We start from the raw sequence: 18,060 nt of genomic DNA on the forward strand, positions 1-18,060 counted from the left end.
GTGCGCTCACCGCAGGGACATGGCGGCCTCGTAGACCTCCATGGTGCGCTCGGCCGCGCGGTCCCACGAGAAGTCGCTCACCGCCCGCTCCCGGCCGGCCGCGCCCATCTTCGCGGCACGCTCGGGTGCGTCGAGCAACTCACCGATGGCTGCGGCGAGGTCGCGGGCGAACCGCTCGGGGTCGGCCGGCTCGCCCGAGGCGTCGCCACCCGCCTCGAACGGCACCAGCGTGCCCGTCAGACCGTCGGCGACGACCTCGGGGATGCCCCCGACGGCCGAGGCGACGACCGGCCTGGCGCAGGCCATGGCCTCCAGGTTCACGATGCCCATCGGCTCGTACACCGAGGGGCACACGAACACGGCCGCGTGCGTGAGCAGTTGACGTACGGTCGGAGTGTCCAGCATCCCGTCGATACGGAACACTCCCTCCCGCACGGTGCGCAGTTCCTCGACGAGCGCCGCCACCTCGGCGGCGATCTCCGGCGTGTCCGGCTGCCCGCAGCAGAGCACGAGCTGGGCGCCGGGCGGCAGGGCGAACGCCGCGCGCAGCAGGTGCGGCAGCCCTTTCTGCCGGGTGACGCGGCCGACGAAGAGCACGTACGGCCGGTCGGGGTCGATACCGAAGCGGCGCAGCGCCTCCGCCTCGGGGTCGGGGCGGTAGACATCGGGGTCGATGCCGTTGTGGATCACCCGCACCCGTTCCGGCGCCACCTGCGGATAGACCCGCAGGACGTCCTCCCGCATCGCCGCAGACACGGCGACGATCCGGTCCGCGGAGGCGATGGCCGTGCGCTCCATCCAGCTCGACAGCGCATAGCCGCCCCCCAGCTGCTCGGCCTTCCAAGGACGCAGTGGTTCCAGGCTGTGCATCGTCATGACGTGGGCCGCCCCGTGCAGTTCCCGGGCGAGGTGGCCGGCCATGTTGGCGTACCAGGTGTGGCTGTGCACGACTCCCGCGCCCGCACAGTCACGTGCCATCGCCAGGTCCGCCCCGAGGAACCCCAGCGCAGCGTCCACGTCGGCGAGTGCGGGGTCGGGCAGGTAGGCGGTGACGTTCTTCTCCTGCCTGGGCTCGCCCAGGCATCTCACGCGTACGTCCGTGAGCCGCCGCAGGCTGCGGGTCAGCTCGGTGACATGGACCCCCGCGCCGCCGTAGATCTCCGGCGGGTATTCGCGGGTGAGGAGGTCCGTGCGAGACCGCGTCCCGCGGTCAGCAGCACTGTCCACCAGTGGCCCCCCTGCTGATCTGATCGTGCTTCCCTGTTCCCGTCGACTCGAAGTCGAGCGCCAGAACCGCCCCCCCTATCAGTAAAAGGATCAAGAAGAGCACCCCTGTGGCCCTCTTCATCGGAACCCCCCAACTGTCGCATCTGCTCGGCAAATTGACTTGGCCAGTCAAGTTCGTATGACTAATTGAGTCAAGCAATAGTTCGGCAAAAGACAGTGGCCAGTTATGAACGTCCGCGGCTCCTCGCAGAGGAAGGAGAGTTCCGCTTCCCATAGGCGACGAGCGGTCATGCTGGTAACTTTGAGTTGTCACGCACCCTGTCATGCACTCCGAAAGGGGTCTCATGGATCACAACAAGGCGGAGCGGATCGGCGGCCTCGGGGGACGCGTCCGGGCCCTGCGGGCAGCACGCGGGCTCAAGCAGCAGGACCTGGCCTCCGCCGAGGCGTCGACGAGCTACATCTCGCTGATCGAGTCGGGCAAGCGCGCGCCGTCGCCGGCGGTTCTCGCCGGCATCGCCGAGAAGCTGGGCACCTCCCCCGACTACCTGCTGACCGGCAGGGAGGAGCAGCGCGCGGAAGAGGCCCGGCTCAAGCTGGCCTTCGCCGAGATGGCCCTGCGCAACGGCGACAACGGCGAGGCGCTGCAGGCCTTCAGTGAGCTCCTGTCGGCCCGCTCGGACCTCGATGCCGCCATGATCCGGCGCGCCCGCATCGGCCAGGCCACGGCGCTGGAGAAGACGGATCGTCTCGAGGCCGCCATCTCCCTGCTCGACGAACTGCATCGCGAGCAGGGCATCGCCGTCGGTTCGGAGGACTGGTGCCACATCGCGATCGCCCTGTGCCGCTGCTATCGCAACGCCGGCGACGTCGCACTCAGTGTCGACATCGGCGAACGAGCGGTGGCACGACTGGACGAACTCGGTCTCGAGACGACCGTGGACCACGTGCAGCTGGGCGTCACCCTGATGGGCTCCTACTCCGTCCGGGGTGATCTGACGCGTGCCCAGTTGCTCGGTGAACGGCTGCTGCGGGCCGCCGACGAGCAGGGCTCACACGCCGCACGGGGAGCCGTGTACTGGAACGCCGGACTCGTCGCCAGTTCCCGGGGGATGCTGCCCGAGGCGATCGCCCTGACCGAGCGGGCCCTCGCGATGATGGCCGAGGGCGACAACGCCCGCCACATCGCGATCCTCAGGATGAACTACGGCATCCTGCTCCTCGACGTGGCCCCGCCGCGCTCCGAGGAGGCCCTCCAGTTGCTGACGGCCGCCCAGGAGGAGCTGGCCGAGGTGGGCAACGCCGACGAACTCTCCCGTTGCGAGCTCTACCTGGCCAAGGCCGAGCAGTCGCTCGGCCATCTGGACGCGGCCGCGTCGCACGCCGAGCGGGCGCTCGGCCTGCTCGGCTCGGAGGGCCGGGTCCTGTCGGCCGACGCGCTGGCCTCTCTCGCCGACATCGCGCTCCTGCGCGATCTGCCCGTCGACGCCCGACAGCACCTCGATGCGGCGGCCCGGCAGCTGCACCGCATTCCGCCCTCGCGCGAGAGCGCGGAGACCTGGCGCCGCATCGGCGACCTCTGGCGCCGGCACGGCAAGCAGGACGAGGCCCTCAAGTCCTACGACATGGCCCTGTCGGCCCTCGGCATGGCTCCGACCCGCGCCCCCGACCCCGTCCTCACCGATCATCCGCGCTGACCACCCCCCACCACCCGGTCCCGCAGCCGCCCCATCGCCGCGACCGTCGCCGCCTCCACGTTCACCCGGACCACGGGGGCGGCCGACGGCACCCGTACGTTTAACCACGCCCCGTCGGCCAGCTCTCCGCTCACCCCGTCGAGATGGTCGAGCTCGGCGCCGTGCGCCGTGAAGTGGCGGACCACCCGTTGCAGGGCCGCGGCCGGGTCCGGGACGGGGACGTCGAAGACGCCCGACGAGGCATGCCGGTCGTGCCGGGCGACGAGGTCCGACAACTCCTGGCGTGATCCGCCGAGTTCGGCCAGCAGGTGCAGGGCGGCCAGCATGCCGGTGTCGGCGTACCAGAAGTCACGGAAGTAGTAGCGGCCGCAGTGCGCACCGCCGAAGGCCGCGTCCTGCTCGGCCATCAGCGCCTTGATCGCCGCGGGGCCGACGCGGGAGCGTACGGGAATGCCGCCGGCCTCCTTGATCGCCTCGATCGCCGAGGTGGAGGTGACCAGGTCGTGCACGACGGCGGCGCCCGGGCGGCGGGCCAGTTCGCGCCCCGCGACCAGCGCGATCACGGCGGCGGGCGGCACCACGCGGCCTCTCTCGTCGACGGCCAGGCAGCGGTCCCCGTCGCCGTCGAAGGCCAGGCCCAGATCGGCTCCCGTCTCCCGGACCCGGTCCTGGAGCTGCCCCGGGTCCGCCAGCTCGGGACCGCGGTGCGGGAACGTGCCGTCGAGCTCGAAGTGGAGCGGCACCAGTTCGATCGACGGATGCTCCAGGACCAGCGGGGCGGTCAGGCCCGCCATGCCGTTGCCCGCGTCCACGACGATCTTGAGGGGGCGGATCGCGGTCAGGTCGACGAGGGAGCGCAGGTGCCGCGCGTAACCGCTCAGGACGCGCGTCGGCCGGATCGATCCCGGACGGTCGGTCAGCGCGGGCCGCGGCTCGCGCAGCCTGCGCCGCAGCAGTTCGAGGCCGGTGCCCTCGCCGACGTCGACGGCGCCCGCGCGGCACAGCCGGAACCCGTTGTACGCGGCCGGGGCGCGGCCCGCCGTGACCATCACGCCCGGGACGTCGAAGCGGCCGGAGACGTAGTGCAGGTAGTCGGTAGAGCCGAGGCCCGCGTCGACGACGTCGGCGCCCTGGTCGAGGACGCCCTGGGCGAGCGCGTCGGCCAGGCACGGCGAGGACGACCGCATGTCGTGGGCGACGGCGACCGCGCCCGCGCCGGTGAGCTCCGTGAAGGCGGCGCCGACCCGGTAGGCGAGGCCCGGATCGAGCTCCTCGCGGAAGCGGCCGCGGATGTCGTACGCGCAGACGATGCGGTCGTACAGGTCGGCCTGCGGTTCAGCCATCGAGATCGTCCCTTCCCCCGTCATCGGTATCGGGCGTCAGCCACACCACCGCGAGCGGCGGCAGGGTGAGGGCGGCGCTCTGCGCGCGCCCGTGCCGGGGGGCGGGCTCGGGACGGATCGTCCCGCTGCCGGTCACGTCGCTGCCGCCGTATCGGGCGGCGTCCGTGTTCAGCACCTCCCTCCACGCGGCGGCGTCGGGCAGGCCGACGCGGTACCCGGTGCGGACGACGGGCGAGAAGTTGCAGACCACGACGAGGGGGCGGCCCCGCGCGTCGTGGCGGACGAAGGAGAGCACGTTGGCCTCGGCGTGCGAGGCGTCGATCCAGGCGAAGCCGGCCGGGTCCGAGTCGAGTTCCCACAGGGCGGGGGTGGCCCGGTAGCGGGCGTTGAGATCCCGGACCAGGGAGCGGATGCCGCGATGGTCGGCGGCCGCGGGCCAGCTGTCGTCGAGGACCCACCACTGCGGCCCGCCGTCGTGGTCGAACTCGGCGCCCTGCCCGAACTCCTGCCCCATGAACAGCAGTTGCTTGCCGGGGTGTGCCCACATGAAGGCGAGCAGCGCCCGCAGGTTCGCCCGCCGCTGCCACCAGTCCCCCGGTGTCTTGGCCACCAGCGCGCCCTTGCCGTGGGTGACCTCGTCGTGGGAGAGCGGCAGGAGGTAGTGCTCGCTGTGGGCGTACACCATCGAGAAGGTGATCTCGTGGTGGTGCCAGGCCCGGTGCACCGGGTCGTGGGCGAGGTAGCCGAGCGTGTCGTGCATCCAGCCCAGGTTCCACTTGAGGTCGAAGCCGAGCCCGCCGAAGCCGTCCGGGCCGACCTCGTACGTGGGCCGGGTGACGCCCGGCCAGGCCGTGGACTCCTCGGCGATGGTCAGGGCGCCGGGCGCGGCCCGCCGCACCGTGTCGGTCAGTTCCTGGAGGAAGGCGACGGCGTCCAGGTTCTCGTGCCCGCCGTGCTCGTTGGGGCTCCAGTTCCCGTCCGGGCGCGAGTAGTCGAGGTAGAGCAGGGAGGCGACGGCGTCCACGCGCAGCGCGTCCGCATGGAACTCGGTGCACCAGTACACGGCGTTCGCCACGAGGAAGTTCCGCACCTCGCGCCGGCCGTGGTCGAACTCGAGGGTGCCCCAGTCCGGGTGGTGGGCGCGGCGCGGGTCGGACGGCTCGTAGAGCGGTTCGCCGTCGAAGCGGGCGAGGGCGAAGTCGTCCTCGGGGAAGTGCGCGGGGACCCAGTCGAGGATGACGCCGATGCCGGCGGCGTGCAGCGCGTCGATCAGGTGCCGCAGATCGTCCGGGCCGCCCATCCGGGACGTGGGCGCGTAGAAGCCCGTGACCTGGTATCCCCAGGAGCCGCCGAACGGATGCTCCATCACCGGCATCAGCTCCACGTGGGTGAAGCCGAGGTCGGTGACGTACTTGGGCAGGTCCTCCGCGAGCTGCCGGTAGGTGGATCCCGGGCGCCAGGAGGGGAGATGGACCTCGTACACGGACATCGGGGACCGCCGGCAGGCGTCGCCGCCGCGGCTCGCCATCCAGGCGGCGTCGCCCCACGCGTACGCGGAGGTGTGCACGACGGAGGCGGTGGCGGGCGGGATCTCGGTGGCGCGGGCCAGCGGGTCGGCTTTCTGCAGGAGGCGGCCGTCGCGGGTGTGGATCTCGTACTTGTAGCGCGTGCCCGCGCCGACACCCGGCACGAACAGCTCCCACACACCGCTGGAACCGAGGCTGCGCATGGGGTGCCCGGCACCGTTCCAGGCGTTGAAGTCGCCCATGACGCGCACCCCTTGGGCGTTCGGCGCCCACACCGCGAAGGAGGTGCCGGTGACGCCGTCGAGGGTGCGCTCATGGGAGCCGAGGACCCGCCACAGCAGTTCGTGGCGGCCCTCGGAGATCAGGTGCAGGTCGATCTCGCCGAGCGTCGGCGGAAAGCGGTACCCGTCGTCGTCGGCCTGTTGGGTGCCGTCGTCGTACGTGACGAGGTACCGGTACGGGCCCGTGCCGGGGAGGACGCCGGTGAACAGTCCGTCCCGCTCGTGGGCGAGTACGGCGCGCTCGCCCGTCGCGCGGACCGCGGTGACGCCGCGCGCCAGTGGCCTCAGGGCGCGCACGACCGTGGCCCCCTCGGCGGCAGGGTGGGCGCCGAGGTAGCCGTGCGGGTCGTGGTGGGCTCCGGCCAGGATCCGGTCCAGGTCGGGGTTGGAGTGCAACGGCACGACGGAGCACCTCTCATCATCGAGCTCCTCCGGTGATCGAGGAGCGGGGTCCGGGACGGCGCCCCGAGACCTCAGCGGGCGGCCCCGGCAAGGCGGTGCACCGCGGCCAGTGGGATGGGCAGCCAGTCCGGGCGGTGCCGGGACTCGTACACCGCCTCGTAGACCGCCTTGTCCGCCTCGAAGGCCCTCAGCGGCACCGGATGGCAGTGCGGATCGGTGCCGCCCGCGTCGCTGTAGCCGGCCATGAAGGCGCACCGGTTGCGCACGGCCCAGGCGTGGGCGCGGCGGGCGCGGCGCACTCGGGCGGCCGGTCCGTCGTCCGGATGGCGTTCGGCGAGGCGGCGAAGGCCGGCCTGGGCCGCGTAGTCGAAGGAGCGGAGCATGCCCGCCACGTCCTTCAACACAGGTTGCGCCAGGGCGCGTTCGAACGCGGGGCGGGCCGGTTCGCCCTCGAAGTCGATCAGGTGCCAGCCGTCCTCGGTGGGCAGCGCCTGGCCCAGGTGGAGATCGCCGTGGACGCGCTGCACGAAGCCGGGGCAGCCGCGCGAGCCGGCCCGCGCGTAGTCGTCGTGGAGCGCGGCGATCCGGGTGCGGTAGCGGGCGAGTGCGGGCACCTCCTCCACCGCCAGTTTCAGGCGCTGTGCCATCAGGGCCGCGTCCCGCGCGACGTCGTCCGGGGTGAGCGCGGTGCGCGGGAAGGCGTCGGCGAGCGCGGTGTGCACCTCGGCGACGGCCGTGCCGAGGGTGCGGGCGCGCGCGGTGAAGCCGCCGGTCGCCGGGACGGTGGGGCAGGTGCCGTCGACGCAGTCGGTGACCTGGCGCACGGCTTCCTGCCAGCCGTCCCGCGCGACCGGCAGGAAGTCCTCCACGAGCCCGAGCACCAGGCCCTGGGTGTCGTCGAGCAGTGTGGCGTGCAGCCGGGGCGTGCGGGCGCAGCGGGCCTCGGTGAGGGCGCGCAGCGTCTCGGCCTCCAGATGCGGTCCCGGTTCGGGGCGCCGGTACAGCTTGAGCAGCAGCCGGTCGCCGTAGACGACGGCGCTGTTGCTCTGGTCGACGCCGAGCGGCCGGGGCACCAGGCCCACCGGCAGCGGGATCCGGGAGAGCCGCTCCACCCGCGGCCCGGCGGCCGCCCCGGCGGCGAGATGCCGCAGCAGCACGCCCATCAGCGCGGCGTCCTCCGTGGCCTCGTAGAGCGTCCATCCCTGCCAGCGCCCGTGCGGGACCCGGGCGATGGCCGCGCCCGCGAGCCGCTCGGGCAGCTCGGGGCGCAGGCCGAGGAGGAACTGGTAGAGGAGTCCGTCGCCGGTGCGCAGCACCGTGTGGAGGAGGGCGGGTGCCTCGCCGCGTACGACGTGCGCGACGACCGGGGTGAGGCTCTCGGCGGGCCCGGCCCCGCCGGCGTACCAGCGGCGGGTGAGCAGCCAGGGTTCCAGCAGCGGCAGCAGCGGGGCGAGCAGCTGCCGCTGCTGCCCGGTCTCCGCGGTGGCGACCGTCGTCATGGCGCCACCGCTGCCGGCACGGGGACCAGGAGGTGGGCCGGTGCGCGGCCGGGCTCCAGGCGTACGTAGGTCTCGTGCTGCCAGGGGTGGACCTCGCCGGTGAGTTCATCGCGCACCTTCAGCGAACCGTCGTCGGGCAGGCCGAGTGCGGCCAGGTCGATGGTGACGACGGCCTCGGCCGGGTGGTGCGGGTCGAGGTTGACGACGGCGAGGACGGTGTCCGTGGAGCCGTCCGGCAGCGCCACCTGCTTGCTGTAGGCGAGGACCTGTGGGTGAGAAGTGTCGTGGAGCCGGAGGTTGCGCAGCTCCTGGAGGGCGGGGTGGGCGCGTCTGAGGTGGTTGAGGCGGGTGAGCAGCGGGGCGAGCGAGCGGCCCCCGGCCTCGGCGGCGGCCCAGTCGCGCGGTCGCAGCTCGTACTTCTCGGAGGCCTTGTAGTCCTCGGTGCCCGGCTCCAGAACCTCGTTCTCGCACAGTTCGTAACCCGCGTACATGCCCCAGGACGGGGCGAGCGTCGCGGCGAGCACGGCGCGGGTCTCGAAGGCGGGGCGGCCGCCGTCCTGGAGGTAGGCGTGCAGGATGTCGGGGGTGTTCACGAAGAGGTTCGGACGGAGGAAGTCGGCGCTGTCGTGAGCGAGTTCGGCCGCGTACTCGGACAGTTCCGCCTTCTCGTTCTTCCAGGTGAAGTACGTGTACGACTGCTGGAAGCCGGCCTGCGCGAGGGCGTGCACCATGGCGCGCCGGGTGAACGCCTCGGCGAGGAAGACGACGTCGGGGTCGCGGCCGTTGATCTCGGCGATGACCCGCTTCCAGAAGCCGACGGGCTTGGTGTGCGGGTTGTCGACGCGGAAGATCCGCACTCCCCGCGCCATCCAGAAGCGCAGCAGCCGCACGCTTTCGGCGACCAGGCCGTCGAAGTCCCGCTCGAAGGCGAGGGGATGGATGTCCTCGTACTTCTTCGGCGGGTTCTCGGCGGGCGCCACGGAGCCGTCCGCACGCTGCGTGAACCAGTCGGGGTGTTCGGTCAGCCACGGGTGGTCCGGCGAGCACTGCAACGCGAAGTCGAGCGCGACCTCCAGGCCCAGCTCCTCGGCGCGTTCGACGAACCGGCGGAAGTCGTCGAGGGTGCCGAGGTCCGGGTGGACGGCGTCGTGCCCGCCCTCCGCGGAGCCGATCGCCCACGGCGAGCCCACGTCGTCGGGGCCGGCGTCGAGCGCGTTGTCCGGGCCCTTGCGGTGGGTGCGCCCGATGGGGTGGACCGGCGGCAGGTACACCACGTCGAAGCCCATCGCGGCGATCGCCGGGAGCCGTCGCGCCGCCGTCACGAAGGTGCCGCTGATGGGCGGCCCGTCGGCGCCGGGCTCCGCGCCCTCCGAGCGCGGGAACATCTCGTACCAGGCGCCGACGAGGGCCCGGCGCCGCTCGACGAGGAGGGGCAGTGGCCAGGAGGCGGTGACCAGTTCGCGCAGTGGATGGCGCCGCAGCGCGGCGACCACCTCGGGGGTGGCGGTCGCGGCGAGCCGCCGGGGGACGGGGCTCGCATCGTCGTGCAGCGCCCGTGCCACCGCGCGCACCGCCTCCTGGCGGTCTGTGTCCGGGATCCCGAAGGCGGCCCGCTCGTACAGCAGCGCGCCCTCGGCGAGCGTCAGCCCGACGTCGACCCCGGCGGGGATCTTCAGCTGGGCGTCGTGGCGCCAGGTGCCGACGGGGTCGGCCCACGCCTCGACGCTGTACGTCCACCGGCCCGCCTCGCCGGCCACGATCGTGGCTTCCCACCGGTCGGCGTCCGGGTCGACGAGGGTCATCGGGGTCCAGGGGCCCGGCCCGCCCGACGGGTCCCGCAGGACGAGGTTGACGCCGATCTCCCCCGCGCCCTCGCGGAAGACGGTGGCGCCGATCACGAGGGTCTCCCCCACGACGGCCTTGACCGGTACGGCGCCGCCGCCCACCCGGGGTGTGACGTCGCGGATCGGTATGCGGTCGCTGACGGGGACCCGGGCCCCCGGGTGCATGACGGCGGTCATCGGGCACCTCCCAGGGCGGCCCGGCGCCCGCCGACGGCCGGCCGTTCGCGCTCCGCGAGCAGGTCGATGATCGTGCGGGCGAAGAGATGGCAGTGCCCGCCGGTGCGCGCGGTGACCAGGTCGTCGTGGACGACGACGTCCTCGTCGACGTACTCGCCGCCCATGTTGCGCAGGTCGCCGAGCAGGTTGTTGTGGACGACCGCGCGGCGCCCGGCGACCAGGGCCGGCAGCGGCGCCGTCAGCCACATGCCGTGGCAGATGATGCCCTTGACGATGGCCGGGTCCTGGAACGCGCGCCGCAGGAAGCGGGCGGCGGGCGGGAGTTCGGCCGGGTCCTCGGTGTAGCGCAGCCGGTCGGAGACCATGCCGGAGGGCACGATGACGGCGGAGAACTCCTTGAGCGCGAACTCGTCGACGTCCTCGAAGGACTCCCGGACGACGAACGGCATCCGGTGCTCGTGCCCGTGGAAGGTGATCTCGTCCTTGCCCCACATCCGGGACAGGAAGTGGACCTCCGCGCCCTCCTCGGGGAAGCGGTGCTGGTAGTAGAGGATCTCGGGTTCGTAGAAGTCGCTCTCCATCAGGACCGCGATCTTGTGTCCGGTGAGCCGCACGGCTACTCCTCCCTTCCGTGCCCGGTGACCAGGTCGATCAGGAAGGGGCCCGGGGTGGCGAGGGCCCGTTCCACCGCCGCCTTCGCCTGGCCGGGCTTCTCCACCCGGACGGCCGGGACGCCGAGGGAGCCCGCGAGCGCCACGAAGTCGATGGCCGGGCGGGACAGGTCGAAGATCTCGGGCTGGGTGTGCGCGGCGACCTCGACGCTCTTCCAGTACTCCTCGATGTTGAGTTCGAGGAGCTTGTAGCTGCTGTTGTTGCAGATGACGAACTTGGCGCCGATGTCGTAGCGGGCCGCCGTCCACAGCGCCTGGACGGTGTACATGGAGCCGCCGTCGCCGGTGAAGGCCACCACCGTCTGGTCAGGGCGGGCCAGTTGGGCGCCCAGGGCGCCGGGGATGCCGATGCCGAGGGAGCCGCCGCGGGTCTGGAACCAGTGCCCGGGGCGGGTCGGCGGCAGGTGCCGCGTCACGTCGGGCGACGTGGTGAGCGCCTCGTCGAAGACCACCGCGTCCTCGGGGAGCCGGCGGGCCAGCTCCTGGAGGAAGGCGGTCGTCGGCAGGGCGTCGGGGTCGAGCGCGGCCTCGTCCTGCCGGCGGGCCGCCTCGATCTCGTACGCCCGCTTCACCGAACGCTGCCGGAACCGCTCGGCGGCCCGCGCCCGGCCCTCCGGGCTCATCCGCCGTTCGAGGGCGGGTGCGAGCCCGGCGAGGGCGCGCCGCGGATCGGCGGCGATACCGACGTCCACGGGGAAGTTCTTGGCGATGGCGTCGGTGTCGAGGTCGATGTGGACGACGGGGGCGCCGTCGGCGAAGACCCCGTCGAGCGCCGGATAGACCTCGGGCAGCGCGTACGTCCCGACGATCAGGACGGCGTCCGCGGCGCCGGTGATCCTCCGGCTGCTGTCGCCGAACATGTGCCCCAACTGGCCTGCATAGGCGGGGTGTTCGACCGACAGGTTGACCTCGGCCCAGTCGGCGCCCCACACCTCCGCGCCCCAGGTCTGGGCGAGCCGGCCGAGCTCCTCCTGGGCGCCGGCGAAGTGCACGCCGTCGCCCGCGATGATCAGGGGCCGCTCGGCGGCCGCGAGCAGTGTCGCGGCCCGGTCGAGCACGTCCGGGTCGGGGGTGGCCGCGAAGTCCACGTACGAGGTGGGCACGGCCGGCTCGGTGGTGTCCCGGTCCATCACGTCGGCGGGGAGCACGACGAGCACGGGCCCGTACGGCGGGGTCGCCGCCACCTTGAAGGCGCGGCGCAGCACCCGCAGCGTCGACTCGGGGTCGACCACGCGCGTCGCCCACTTGGTGACGGGCTCGCCCATGGCGACCAGGTCGACCGCCATCTGGGCTTCCATGGCGTCGTAGCGCAGGCCCGCCTCGCCGGCGATCGCCACCAGCGGGGCGTGGCCGCGCTTGGCCTGGTAGAGCATGCCGACCGCGTTGCCGACGCCGACCCCGGTGTGCAGTTGCAGCACGGCCGGGGAGCGGGTGGCCCGCGCGTGGCCGTCGGCCATGCCGACGACGGAGGATTCCTGGAGCGCGAGGATGTACTCGATGTCCGGGAAGTTGCGCAATTCGTCGAGGAAGCCCTGCTCGACCGTGCCGGGGTTGCCGAACATGTACCGGACCCCGTCGGCCCGCAGTTGTTCGAGGATCGCGACCCGCGCGGGCCTGCTGACCATGATGCGTCCACCTCTCCTACGTGACTGCTCGCCGAATGCGCTTAGTTGCCGGGGACGAAGCCCCACTGACGCAGGTCGTGCTCCAGGACCTCGACGAGCTTCTGGCCCGTCAGGTACGAGTCCGGGGTGGAGCGGCCGGTGATGAACGGGTAGTCGACGATGACCGACGTCTCCTTGCCGAAGTTGCCGTGGAAGGCGCCGCCGGGCGCGGTCGCGTCGCGCAGGATGTACTCCAGCGGGTAGGGCGGCGGGCCGATCACGAAGTCGGTGCCCATGAAGCCGGTGCCGTCCTTGTAGTCGTACTCGATGCAGTGCCCGGTGACGTGCTTGCCGCGGATGATGGACACGCGGTCCTCCTGGTCACGGGCGAAGGCGAGCGGCGCGACGCCGTAGCACTCGGCGGCGATCGGCCGGTCGAGGGCGTAGAAGGCGAGGATCAGGTCGTGCACCCGCCAGTTGTTCGCGAGGTCGACGATCGGGCCCGAGCCGCCGACGATGAGGAGGGCGTCGTAGCGCCCGGCGATCTGCTCGCGGATCTGCTCCAGGCGCGTGTTGTACGCCTCCCAGTCGCGCAGGAAGTACGGCTTGGAGCGGTAGGGCCGGTCGGGCAGCCACGACGACAGGTCGAGCGGCCCGTCGAGGCGGGCGGAGCTGTCGACGGCGCGGACCTTGGCGGCCATCTCGGGCGTGGTGACGGAACGGCCGAGCGGCGGGTCGACGTAGTCGGGATCCATGCTCGGCGGCAGCGCCACCGGGCGCTTGCCGGTCGGGGTCGCGAAGGTGACGTGATAGCCGGCCCTGTCGAAGGTCTCCAGCGGGCCGATCAACTCCTCGCCCCAGTAACCGTATTCGGACAGGACGACGAGGATGCGCTTGCTCATGGAAGGTGGTCCTCTCGTACGACTCGTGCCTGGTGGGACCGGTCGGAGACATGTCTACGGGCCGGAGGCGGGGGCCCACCGGATTCGGCCGCGGGGGCGGTGCCACATCCCCAAGTGGGCGCTCGTACTACGGCATATCGCCCGCCCATCTCGGCAAGCCCGGCACCCGACCTCACGCAATGCGGCTCTCCGGCCCCCGGGCCGCGCCGCCGGACGGGCCCCCGTGGCGGAATCGAAGCCGCACGACAGGCCCTAGGGCCCGGCCACCTTCAGCGAGAGGGACTTAGCCATGACGACCGCCCAGAGTCCGCGCACGGCGCCCGGCCAGGACGCCGCCACGTTCGTCCAGCACTGGTACTCCATCCTCAGCAGCCACGAGCCGGTGGAGGAGCTGCTCGCCCACGTCGTGGACGACGGACTGGAGATGATCTTCCCCGAGCGCACCCTGCGCGGCCACGCGGACTTCCGCGACTGGTACAAGGTCGTGGGCGAGAGCTTCGGGCCGCAGAGCCACATCGTGGAGAAGCTGCGCACGGACGAGCACGACGGGCTCGTCGACATCGAGGTGACCGTCGTGTGGACGGCGAAGAACCTCCCCGACGGCCAAGTCTCGGCCCTGCGCATCGAGCAGAGCTGGCAGCTGGTCCGCGACCCCGCCGACGGCACGCTGCGCATCCGCACCTACCGCGTCGGCGACCTCGACCCGGCCTGAACAGCCGTCACCGATGCGGGAGGTGCCCATGTCGTACGAGTACATCGTGGTCGGCGCAGGCAGCGCGGGCTGCGCCGTGGCGAGCCGGCTGAGCGAGGACCCGGACGTGCGGGTGCTGCTCCTGGAGGCGGGCGGCTGGGACGACCGGCCGGAGATCCACCGCACCGACGGCGCCGCCGTCCTCGCCCTGCTGACCAGCGAGTGGAGCCCCACGATCGACTGGGGGTACGCCACCGAGCCCGAGCCGGCGCTCGACGGCCGCCGGATCCCCGTGGCCCGCGGCAAGGTGGCGGGCGGCTGCAGCTCCGTCAACGCCCTGATGTGGGTGCGCGGCAGCCGCCACGACTACGACGGCTGGGCGGAGGCGGGCAACCCCGGCTGGGGGTACGAGGACGTCCTGCCCGCGTTCCGCCGCGCGGAGGACTACGACCGCGGCGGCGACGCCCTGCGCGGCAAGGGCGGCCCGGTGCGGGTCCGCGACCACACCGACCCGTCGCCCCTGGCGAAGGCGTTCGTGGCCGCCGCCGGACAGCTCGGCTTCGAGGCGCCCGGCGACGACTACAACGGCGAGCACCAGGACGGCTACGGCTTTCTTTACCAGACCACCCGCACCGACGAAGGCACCCGCGCCTCGACGGCGACGGCCTATCTGCGCCCGGCGCTCGGCCGCCCCAACCTGACGGTGCGCACGGGCGCGCACGCCACCCGGCTGCTCCTGGACGGCACCCGCGTCACCGGCGTCGAGTACACGCACGACGGGCAGCTCGTGCGGGCCGGAGCGGACCGGGAGGTCGTGGTCAGCGCGGGCGCCTTCGAGTCGCCGAAGCTGCTCATGCTCTCCGGGATCGGCCCGGCCGCGCACTTGCGGGCCCACGGCATCCACGTGGTCCAGGACCTGCCCGGCGTCGGCGGCAATCTGCAGGACCACCTGTTCGTGCCGGTGTGCTACCAGTCCCGCGAGGAGCATCCCGAAGGGGCGCTGCTGTCCGAGGCGGGCCTGTTCACCCACGCCCTGAAACGGGACGGGGCGCCGGATCTGCAGTTCACGTTCGGGCCGGTCAAGTTCCTCCCGCCGGACGCGCCCGCCGCGCAGTGGGAGGGCCCCGGCTTCACGTTCGCGCCGATCGCGCTGCTGCCCGAGAGCCGGGGCCGCCTCCGGCTGCGCAGCACCGACCCGACCGCTCCCGCGGTCGTGCGGGCGGGCTATCTGACGTCGGCGGCCGACGTGGACGTCCTGGTCCACGGGGTGCTCCTGGCCCGGGAGCTGGCCAACGCGCCGGCCTTCGACCGGCTGCGCGGCGAGGAGCTCGGCCCCGGCGCCGGGATCTCGCGCCCCGACGAACTGCGCGCGTACGTCGCCGCGCGCGCCACCACCCTGTGGCACCCGGCCGGCACCTGCCGCATGGGCACCGGCGCGGACGCGGTCACCGACCACGAGCTGCGGGTGCACGGCATCGACGGGCTGCGCGTCGCCGACGCCTCGGTGATGCCGACGATCGTCGCCGGCAACACCAACGCGCCCAGCGTCATGATCGGCGAGCGCGCGGCCGAGCTCGTCGAGAACTCTGCTTCCCACCCACACCGACAGCACCGACGGACCGAGGGGAACCACCATGCCGAACGCTGAACCGACCGAGCTGTACCGCCGCTTCCTCGACGCGTTCAACGCCGCGGACCACGCGACGGTGGCCGGCATCATCGGCCAGGACTTCGTCGACCACCACCCCGGCTTCGACATCAAGGGCCTCGACGACTATCTCGCCGCGCTGCGCGACGCGCACGCGACGTGGAACCTGAAGGGGGAGCTGGAGGAGGCGCTCGCCGTCGGCGACGACAAGGTCGTCACCCGGGTGAAGCTGACCGGCACCCACGGGGGCGCCGCGTTCGGCTACCCGGCCACCGGCCGCGCGGTCGAGTGGAGCACCACCGAGATCTGGCGCGCCGAGGACGGCCGGCTCGTCGAGCGCTGGGCCCAGGACGACCTGCTCGGCCTGCGCGAGCAGGTCTCCACCGACGCGGCGAACCTGGCGACCGTTCAGGCGGTCAGCGACGCCGTGAACGAGCGCCGCTACGACGACCTCGACGAGCTGTTCGGCCCCACGTTCCGGGACAACAACCCGGCGTGGGACGTGGCGAGCCTCGACGAGCTGAAGGTGATCATCAAGGCGGCGCACGACGCCCTGGACTTCACCGTGGGCCTCGACGCGCTGTACCCGGCCGCCCCGGACAAGGTGATCATGCACATCACCTTCCGCGGCAAGCACATCGCCCCGTTCTTCGGCCAGGAGCCGGACGGCCGCGAGGTCTCCTGGACCAGCCTGGAGGTCTACCGCCTGGAGGACGCCAAGGTCGTCGAGCGCTGGGTGCAGGCCGACACGGCGGGCCTGATGCGCCAGCTCGACGTACCGCTGCCGTAAACCGACCACCACCACCCCGCGAAGAGGGAGCTGCGATGAACACCCGCGAGATCGTCGACACGTACTACCGGCTCGCCAACTCCGGCGACTGGGACCCCTGGTGCGATCTGTTCGCCGTCGACCAGACGATGGACGAGCAGCTCGCCGGCCATGTGGAGGGCCGCGAGACCCTGCGGGACATGATGAAGGGCTTCCCGCAGATGTACGCGTCCTTCTCCAACGTCCCGGTGCACATCGTCGTCGACGGCGACCACGCCGCCGTCGTCTCGCACATCTCCGCCCGCACCCCGAAGGGCGAGTCGGTCGAGGCGGACGTGTGCAACTACTTCCGGATCGGCGACGGCCGGATCGTCTACATGACGAACGTGCACGACACGGTGCCCTTCGCCCCCGTCACCGGAGCGTGAGGCCCATGTCCGCACCCGTGGAGGCCCGCTGGGCCCATGTCGGCCTCAACTGCCGCGACCAGGCGGCGACCGAGGAGTTCTACCGCCGCTGGTTCGGCTTCGAGCGCGCCCGCGTCGTCGAGGCCGACGGGACCCGGGTGGTGTTCCTGAAGAGCGGCCCGGTCTACCTCGAGCTCTTCCCCACCGACGCGGAGCCCGCCTTCGCCACGGCCAAGGACGGTCCGGAGAACCCGGGCGCGGCCCGTCACCTCGCTTTCCAGGTCGACGACGTGGACGCGTTCCTCACCGCGGCCAATGGCGAACTGGACGTCCTGCTGGGCCCGTTGGGCTTCGACACGTTCATCCCCGGCTGGAGGACGGTCTGGGTGTCCGATCCGGACGGCATCGTCGTCGAGGTCAGCCAGGGCTTCACCGACCAGACCCCCGAAGAACTGCGGCAGTACGCGTGAGCGCGAACGCCACTCACCAGAAAGAACCCGAACGCCGATGACCCCTCCTTCCTCTGTTCCCCCTGTCAGCGAACAGACCGTCCTCATCACCGGCGCGACCGACGGCCTCGGCCGCGCGCTCGCCCATGAACTGGCCGCGCAGGGCGCCACGCTGATCCTGCACGGCCGCAACCCCCGCAAGGGCCAGGACCTGCTGCGAGAGCTGCGCGAGCGGACCGGCGCGGACCGCTTCAGCTACGAGCTGGCCGACTTCTCCTCCCTGAAGGACATCGGCGAGCTGGCCGGCCGCGTGCTCGACACGCACGACCGGCTCGACGTGCTCGTCAACAACGCCGGCATCGGCGTCGAGCTGGCCCGCCAGGAGAGCCAGGACGGCCTCGAACTCACCTTCCAGGTCGACTACTTGGCGGCGTACGTGCTGAGCTGCCGCCTCGCCCCTCTCCTGGTGCGCTCGGCACCCGCGCGGATCGTCAACGTCAGCTCGGCGGGGCAGGCCCCGATCGACTTCGACGACGTGATGCTGGAGCGCGGCTGGGACGGCGTACAGGCGTACTGCCAGGCCAAACTGGCCCAGATCAGCCTCACGGTGGACCTGGCCGAGCAACTGGCGGGCACCGGGGTCACGGTCAACGCCCTGCACCCGGCGTCGTACATGCCGACCAAGATGGTGGTGAACCTCTTCAGCCCGCAGAGCACGGTCGAGGAGGGCATGCGGCACACCGCCCGCCTCGTCACCGACCCCGCGCTCGCGCAGGTCAGCGGCGAGTACTTCAACCGCGACAGCCGCGCCCGGGCCGGCGCCCAGGCGTACGACCCGGCGGCGCGGGCCCGGCTGCGGGAGCTGAGCGAGTCGCTGACGGGGGTGTCGTTCCCGGCCCTCGGCTGAAGCCAGGCACACCAAG

Annotated in this window: 15 protein-coding genes; 7 read left to right on the forward strand and 8 right to left on the reverse strand. The window is 72.3% G+C overall.

All coding sequences use genetic code 11. The features are described from left to right. Positions 1 to 6: 6 nt before the first annotated feature. Positions 7 to 1,227 carry a glycogen synthase gene (gene glgA, locus ABD366_RS22240; RefSeq protein WP_324772420.1) on the reverse strand — a complete coding sequence of 407 codons (1,221 nt, stop codon included), beginning with the start codon at positions 1,225 to 1,227 and terminating at the stop codon, positions 7 to 9. Between the two features lie 344 nt (positions 1,228 to 1,571). On the opposite strand from glgA, the gene ABD366_RS22245 reads away from it, so the two are divergent. Further along, a complete protein-coding gene (locus ABD366_RS22245) occupies positions 1,572 to 2,924 on the forward strand; it encodes a helix-turn-helix domain-containing protein (RefSeq protein ID WP_324772419.1) in 1,353 nt (450 codons plus the stop codon). Here the strand turns inward: ABD366_RS22245 and ABD366_RS22250 are convergent. The 7 genes from ABD366_RS22250 to ABD366_RS22280 all read right to left on the reverse strand — a co-directional run bounded on the left by ABD366_RS22250 (position 2,912) and on the right by ABD366_RS22280 (position 13,173). Then, a complete protein-coding gene (locus ABD366_RS22250) occupies positions 2,912 to 4,267 on the reverse strand; it encodes a phosphohexomutase domain-containing protein (RefSeq protein WP_324772418.1) in 1,356 nt (451 codons plus the stop codon). The two genes, ABD366_RS22245 and ABD366_RS22250, sit on opposite strands and share 13 nt — an antisense overlap. Next, the gene (glgB, locus tag ABD366_RS22255; RefSeq protein ID WP_324772417.1) at positions 4,260 to 6,476 is read right to left on the reverse strand and encodes a 1,4-alpha-glucan branching protein GlgB; all 2,217 of its coding nucleotides are present in this window, start codon (positions 6,474 to 6,476) and stop codon (positions 4,260 to 4,262) included. Before glgB ends, ABD366_RS22250 begins: the two co-directional genes overlap by 8 nt. A gap of 71 nt (positions 6,477 to 6,547) precedes the next feature. Further along, on the reverse strand, positions 6,548 to 7,975 hold the full coding sequence (locus tag ABD366_RS22260) for a maltokinase N-terminal cap-like domain-containing protein (protein ID WP_324772416.1): 1,428 nt from the start codon (positions 7,973 to 7,975) through the stop codon (positions 6,548 to 6,550). Continuing rightward, positions 7,972 to 9,996, reverse strand: a complete 2,025-nt coding sequence (locus ABD366_RS22265) for an alpha-1,4-glucan--maltose-1-phosphate maltosyltransferase (RefSeq protein ID WP_324772415.1) — start codon at positions 9,994 to 9,996, stop codon at positions 7,972 to 7,974. Before ABD366_RS22265 ends, ABD366_RS22260 begins: the two co-directional genes overlap by 4 nt. Then, complete coding sequence (locus tag ABD366_RS22270; RefSeq protein ID WP_324772414.1) at positions 9,993 to 10,610, reverse strand: DJ-1/PfpI family protein; 618 nt, start codon at positions 10,608 to 10,610, stop codon at positions 9,993 to 9,995. Before ABD366_RS22270 ends, ABD366_RS22265 begins: the two co-directional genes overlap by 4 nt. A gap of 2 nt (positions 10,611 to 10,612) precedes the next feature. After that, on the reverse strand, positions 10,613 to 12,292 hold the full coding sequence (locus ABD366_RS22275) for a thiamine pyrophosphate-binding protein (protein ID WP_324772413.1): 1,680 nt from the start codon (positions 12,290 to 12,292) through the stop codon (positions 10,613 to 10,615). Between the two features lie 41 nt (positions 12,293 to 12,333). Then, a complete protein-coding gene (locus tag ABD366_RS22280; RefSeq protein WP_324772412.1) occupies positions 12,334 to 13,173 on the reverse strand; it encodes a type 1 glutamine amidotransferase domain-containing protein in 840 nt (279 codons plus the stop codon). 289 nt (positions 13,174 to 13,462) lie between these two features. Between ABD366_RS22280 and ABD366_RS22285 the strand changes: the two genes are divergently transcribed. From ABD366_RS22285 to ABD366_RS22310, 6 genes are read left to right on the forward strand one after another with little or no spacing between them, the layout of a single operon-like run. Further along, positions 13,463 to 13,885 (forward strand): nuclear transport factor 2 family protein, encoded by a 423-nt coding sequence (locus ABD366_RS22285; RefSeq protein ID WP_324772411.1) that lies wholly within the window; start codon positions 13,463 to 13,465, stop codon positions 13,883 to 13,885. Positions 13,886 to 13,913: 28 nt separating this feature from the next. After that, positions 13,914 to 15,512: a GMC family oxidoreductase gene (locus ABD366_RS22290; protein WP_324772410.1), complete on the forward strand. Its 1,599-nt coding sequence runs from the start codon at positions 13,914 to 13,916 to the stop codon at positions 15,510 to 15,512. Next, positions 15,499 to 16,302: an ester cyclase gene (locus ABD366_RS22295; protein WP_324772409.1), complete on the forward strand. Its 804-nt coding sequence runs from the start codon at positions 15,499 to 15,501 to the stop codon at positions 16,300 to 16,302. Before ABD366_RS22290 ends, ABD366_RS22295 begins: the two co-directional genes overlap by 14 nt. A 35-nt stretch (positions 16,303 to 16,337) precedes the next feature. After that, positions 16,338 to 16,709: a nuclear transport factor 2 family protein gene (locus ABD366_RS22300; RefSeq protein ID WP_324772408.1), complete on the forward strand. Its 372-nt coding sequence runs from the start codon at positions 16,338 to 16,340 to the stop codon at positions 16,707 to 16,709. 5 nt (positions 16,710 to 16,714) lie between these two features. Further along, a complete protein-coding gene (locus tag ABD366_RS22305) occupies positions 16,715 to 17,158 on the forward strand; it encodes a VOC family protein (protein ID WP_324772407.1) in 444 nt (147 codons plus the stop codon). A 37-nt stretch (positions 17,159 to 17,195) separates the two neighbouring features. After that, positions 17,196 to 18,044 (forward strand): SDR family NAD(P)-dependent oxidoreductase, encoded by an 849-nt coding sequence (locus ABD366_RS22310; RefSeq protein WP_324772406.1) that lies wholly within the window; start codon positions 17,196 to 17,198, stop codon positions 18,042 to 18,044. Positions 18,045 to 18,060 lie beyond the last annotated feature (16 nt).

This window comes from Streptomyces kunmingensis (assembly GCF_039533535.1).
In the GTDB taxonomy this organism is placed as follows: domain Bacteria; phylum Actinomycetota; class Actinomycetes; order Streptomycetales; family Streptomycetaceae; genus Streptomyces; species Streptomyces kunmingensis.